Genomic DNA, 4506 nt, shown 5'->3' on the forward strand with positions numbered 1-4506 from the left:
GGCGGGCTGATCCTGCCGGGCCACGGCATCATGTTGCGCGCGCTCGAAAGCGGCACCGCCGGCCTGCGCGTGCCGACCGGCGAGGTGATGCCGTTCCCGGCCAACACGTCCGACGCACTGACCAGCGGCGGCACCTATGCCATCACCGGCGCCATTGCCCGCATGCGCGCCCACCTGGCGGCGCGCAGCGGTGGTGAAGAGCCGGTGCTGCTGATGACCGGTGGCGCAGGTTGGAAAGTGGCGCCTTACCTGGACGTGCCGCACGAACTGGTCGAATCCTTGATCTTCGACGGCCTGCTGCACATCCAGTCGCACAGGCTGGCGCTCTAGTCTTTTTTCGCCGACCCTGGCAGGCTTTCCCGCAAGGCCTGCAGCTCATGGCGCAAGCGGGCCATCTCGTGGCGCATGTCCTGCAGGATCTCGCGCTCCATGCGGCGCTCCCCGGTTTCGATCCAGCTGGTGGCAATCGCCGCGGTGACCAGCGTGAGTACGCCCAGGCCGAGCAGCACCACGAAGACCGAGAAGATCTTGGACGCGGGCGTGGTGGGCACCAGGTCGCCGTAGCCCACGGTGGCGGCCGTGGTGAACGCCAGCCACAGGCCGTCGCCCAGCGTGTGCACCGTGGGCTCCAGCCACCAGAACCCCAGGCCACAGCCCATCAGCACCATCAGCGCCATGGCCAGCAGGTAGGTCAGGCCGCCGCGGTTCAGCAAGTGCTTCAGTGCCCAGACCATGCGCAGCAAGGTCAGCAGTGCCACAGCCAGGCGCAGCGACAGTGCCGCGCCCGAGCCCTGGCTGGTGGGCAGCAGCGCAGCACTGAACAGGCCGGCGATCAGCAGCCACTCGCCTGGATTGGCTGTCAGGTGTTGGCGCGGGGACGGCGTGTGCCAGGCCACCGCGATCAGGGCGCAGGCCAGCACCACGGCCGCCACCAGGTAGGCCGAGGGGGCCCAGGTGCTGCCGGTGGGCAGCAGCAGCTCGGCATAGAAGGCAGGAATGGTGGCCAGCAGCGCTGCCACCACCGGCCATCGCCAGCGCCGCTCGATGCGCCCGGCCAGCGGGCTTTCGCGAGGTGCGGCGCGCAAGCCCCAGCTGGCGTGGCGCAGGATCGTCGCGCTGACGGGCTCGAGGGCTGGGGAAGAAGGCGCCATGAGGCGCGAGACTAGCCGCGCGCTCGCGCCGCCACTTGCGCTGGGTCAAGAGCGCCCGATGCAGCCCTTCACGCAAGCCCTGTTCGCGAGAAGCAGCTCACAGGATGTAGCGCGACAAGTCCTCGTTGTGCGCGAGTTCGCCCAGCTTGGCGTTCACCGACTCGGCGTTGAGCTGCACAGTCTGGCCCGACAGGTTCGGCGCGTCGAAGCTCAGGTCTTCCAGCAGCCGCTCCATCACCGTGGCCAGTCGGCGCGCGCCGATGTTCTCGGTACGTTCGTTGACCTCGAAGGCGATCTGCGCCAGGCGGCGGATGCCGTCGGGTGCGAGGTCCAGCGTCACGCCTTCGGTGGCCAGCAGGGCCTGGTACTGGCGCACCAGGTTCGCGTGCGTGCTGCCGAGGATGGCCTCGAAATCGTCCACGCTGAGGGCCTGCAGTTCGACCCGGATCGGGAAGCGGCCCTGCAGCTCGGGGATCAGGTCGCTGGGCTTGGCCAGGTGGAAGGCGCCGGAGGCGATGAACAGCATGTGGTCGGTCTTGACCATGCCGTACTTGGTGTTCACGGTCGTGCCTTCGACCAGCGGCAGCAGGTCGCGCTGCACGCCCTGGCGCGACACGTCTGCGCCCTGGGTGTTGCTGCGCGAGGCGACCTTGTCGATCTCGTCGATGAAGACAATGCCGTTCTGCTCGGCATTGTGCAGTGCCTTGCTGCGGATCTCGTCTTCGTTGACCAGCTTGGCGGCTTCCTCGTCGGTGAGGATCTGCAGCGCCTCGGCAATCTTCAGCTTGCGCTGGCTCTTGCGCTGCTGGCCCATCTGCGAGAACAGGCCTTGCAACTGCTCGGCCATGGCCTCCATGCCGGGCGGGCTGACGATGTCGAGGTTGGCGCGCGGCTCGGCCACTTCCAGCTCGATCTCCTTGTCGGCCAGCGAACCTTCGCGCAGGCGCTTGCGCATGACCTGGCGCGCAGTGTTGTCCGGCGTGGGCGCGGGGGGCGGCGGCGTGAAACCGAAGGCGTCGCCACCTTGGCTGCTGCGCGGCGGCGGCACCAGGATGTCCAGGATGCGGTCCTCGGCGGCGTCCTCGGCCTTCAGCCGGGCGCGCTTGAGTGCGGCTTCGCGCTCCTGCTTGATGGCGATGTCCATCAGGTCGCGCACGATGGTGTCCACGTCCTTGCCAACGTAGCCGACCTCGGTGAACTTGGTTGCCTCGACCTTGATGAACGGCGCGTCCGCCAGCTGCGCCAGTCGGCGCGCGATCTCGGTCTTGCCCACGCCGGTCGGCCCGATCATCAGGATGTTCTTCGGCGTGATCTCGGCGCGCAGCTTGTCCTCGACCTGCTGGCGGCGCCAGCGGTTACGCAAGGCGATGGCGACGGCGCGTTTCGCACCCTGTTGCCCAACGATGTGCCGATCCAACTCGGACACGATTTCCTGGGGTGTCATGCTCATTCCAACACCTCGATCGTGTGGTTCTGGTTGGTGTAGATGCACAGGTCGCCGGCAATTTCCAGCGACTTCTTGACGATCTCTGCTGCGCCCATTTCGGTGTGGGCCAGCAGTGCGCGGGCGGCGGCCTGCGCGTAGGCCCCGCCGGAGCCGATGGCCACCAGGCCGAGCTCGGGCTCCAGCACATCGCCATTGCCGGTGATGATCAGCGAGGCATCGCGGTCGGCCACGGCCAGCATGGCTTCGAGGTTGCGCAGGACCTTGTCGGTGCGCCAGTCGCGTGTGAGCTCGATGGCCGCGCGCACCAGGTGGCCGGAGTGCTTCTCCAGCTTCGACTCGAAGCGCTCGAACAGCGTGAAGGCATCCGCCGTCGCGCCGGCAAACCCGGCCAGCACCTTGTCGTGATGCAGCCGGCGCACCTTGCGCGCACTCGCCTTGACGACGATGTGCCCCAGCGTGACCTGACCGTCACCGCCCAGTGCAACCTGCCATTGGCCGTCCGGCCCGCGCCGCCTCACGCTGATGATCGTGGTGCCGTGGTAAGAGTCCATGGATTGTTTTGGAAGCGAAAACGAGGGTTAGCTGAGGGCACCGACGTTGGAATGCAAGCCGCCATGCAAGTTCTCAGACAGGGAATGCGAAACCGACAGCAAGTTGGATCAGCGCGGAGCGCAGGCAGCGCCGGGCCGCCCCAAGCGGCCTGCGCAACCCGCTCGGCGGGTGGTCTCGCGTACCCGCGAGACCGGGTGCGCCAATTCAAGCTTGACGGAGCTGGGCGTAGGCGTGCTCGACGATGCCCATCGCGCCGAACATCAGCGCCACCAGCCGGTGCACTTCGGTGAAGCGCACGTTGCGGCCTTCGGCGCGCTTGGCAATGACCCAGTTCAGCAGGTCGCCCGCGGCAATGAAGTCCACGCGGATCAGCAGCGCGCAGGAGATGTGCACCATGCGCGCAGTGCCCAGTCGGTTGTCCAGCATGCCCAGCAGCGGGCCAATGTCGCCCGAGAGCTGGCCTGAGAGTTCCAGCGAGGTCACGCTGTAGCCGCTCTTGCCTTCGCTGGCGCCCTGGATGGTGGTGATGGGCTCGCTCAGCACCGACATCGGGGCCGACTGGGTGTTGGCCGACGAGCTGCCCACGAGGGCCGAGCAGCGCGTGGGCTCCCAGCTGGGCGGCGACACTTCGTAGGTCACGCAGTAGTCGATGGCCACTTCGTCGAACTGGTCCGGCCGGTTGATCATGCGCAGCGCTTCCAGCCGCGTCATCCAGTAGGCCGGATCGGCGTCCCGCACGCCCACGGGCGCGGCGTCCTGCAGCGTCATGAACAGGCGGTCGGACGACAGCCAGCGCATCTCGAGCACTTGCCGGGCCCAGCCCTGCATCAGCCGGTACAGCCGCGCGGCGGCGTCGGGGTCGATCTTCTGCAGCTGTGTCCAGTCCAGCACCCAGGGCTGCGGCAGTTGCAGGGTTTGGGAATTCAGCTGGGTGACGGCGTCCACGTCCAGGTGCGCCGGGCAGACCCAGGCCACCTCGGCGCCGGTGCTGGCTGCTGCAGGTACCTGGCTGGCGGCTTCGGCCACCAGCTTGGGCAGCGAGAACCACTGTGGCGACGAGCGCTGGAAGCGCTGCAGGTATTCATTGGCCAGCGCGTCGAAGCTGGCCTGCTGGCCGGTGGCGCGGAACAGGTCGAACAGCACCAGCCAGGTGTCGTTGTGGTTCTGCCTTGCGCCGCCAGCGGCGGTGAGCTGCACCAGCGCGCGTTCGCAGAGGGCGAAGTCGGCATTGGCAAAGGCAATCACGGCTTCGTCGAGCTCGTGGTCGTGGGTGATTTCCTGCACCTCGACCACGCCGGCGTCCATGGCCCCGGCGGAGGCCGGCGGCTGCGCGGCAAGCTCGGGCGCCTTGCCCAG

At 67.8% G+C, this 4506-nt stretch carries 5 protein-coding genes; 1 reads left to right on the forward strand and 4 read right to left on the reverse strand.

The features are described from left to right. Positions 1-330 (forward strand): type III pantothenate kinase (locus FKP22_RS21970; protein ID WP_141289820.1); only part of this gene is annotated, 330 nt, incomplete at its 5' end. Here the strand turns inward: FKP22_RS21970 and FKP22_RS34005 are convergent. The 4 genes from FKP22_RS34005 to FKP22_RS32440 all read right to left on the reverse strand — a co-directional run. Then, a complete protein-coding gene (locus tag FKP22_RS34005; protein WP_231013076.1) occupies positions 327-1151 on the reverse strand; it encodes a potassium channel family protein in 825 nt (274 codons plus the stop codon). The two genes, FKP22_RS21970 and FKP22_RS34005, sit on opposite strands and share 4 nt — an antisense overlap. A 97-nt stretch (positions 1152-1248) precedes the next feature. Next, positions 1249-2601, reverse strand: a complete 1353-nt coding sequence (gene hslU, locus FKP22_RS21980) for an ATP-dependent protease ATPase subunit HslU (RefSeq protein WP_141289821.1) — start codon at positions 2599-2601, stop codon at positions 1249-1251. Continuing rightward, the gene (gene hslV / locus FKP22_RS21985) at positions 2598-3149 is read right to left on the reverse strand and encodes an ATP-dependent protease subunit HslV (RefSeq protein WP_141289822.1); all 552 of its coding nucleotides are present in this window, start codon (positions 3147-3149) and stop codon (positions 2598-2600) included. Before hslV ends, hslU begins: the two co-directional genes overlap by 4 nt. Positions 3150-3354: 205 nt before the next feature. Beyond that, positions 3355-4506 (reverse strand): STAS domain-containing protein (locus tag FKP22_RS32440; RefSeq protein ID WP_170201009.1); only part of this gene is annotated, 1152 nt, incomplete at its 5' end.

The organism is Ideonella azotifigens, assembly GCF_006519715.1.
GTDB lineage: Bacteria > Pseudomonadota > Gammaproteobacteria > Burkholderiales > Burkholderiaceae_C > Ideonella > Ideonella azotifigens.

What these genes read in the sequence shown, in the direction of transcription:
- hslV (WP_141289822.1), bottom strand. Translation starts at nt 3,149, where the DNA reads ATGGACTCTTACCACGGCACCACGATCATCAGCGTGAGGCGGCGCGGG.
- FKP22_RS34005 (WP_231013076.1), bottom strand. Translation starts at nt 1,151, where the DNA reads ATGGCGCCTTCTTCCCCAGCCCTCGAGCCCGTCAGCGCGACGATCCTG.
- hslU (WP_141289821.1), bottom strand. Translation starts at nt 2,601, where the DNA reads ATGAGCATGACACCCCAGGAAATCGTGTCCGAGTTGGATCGGCACATC.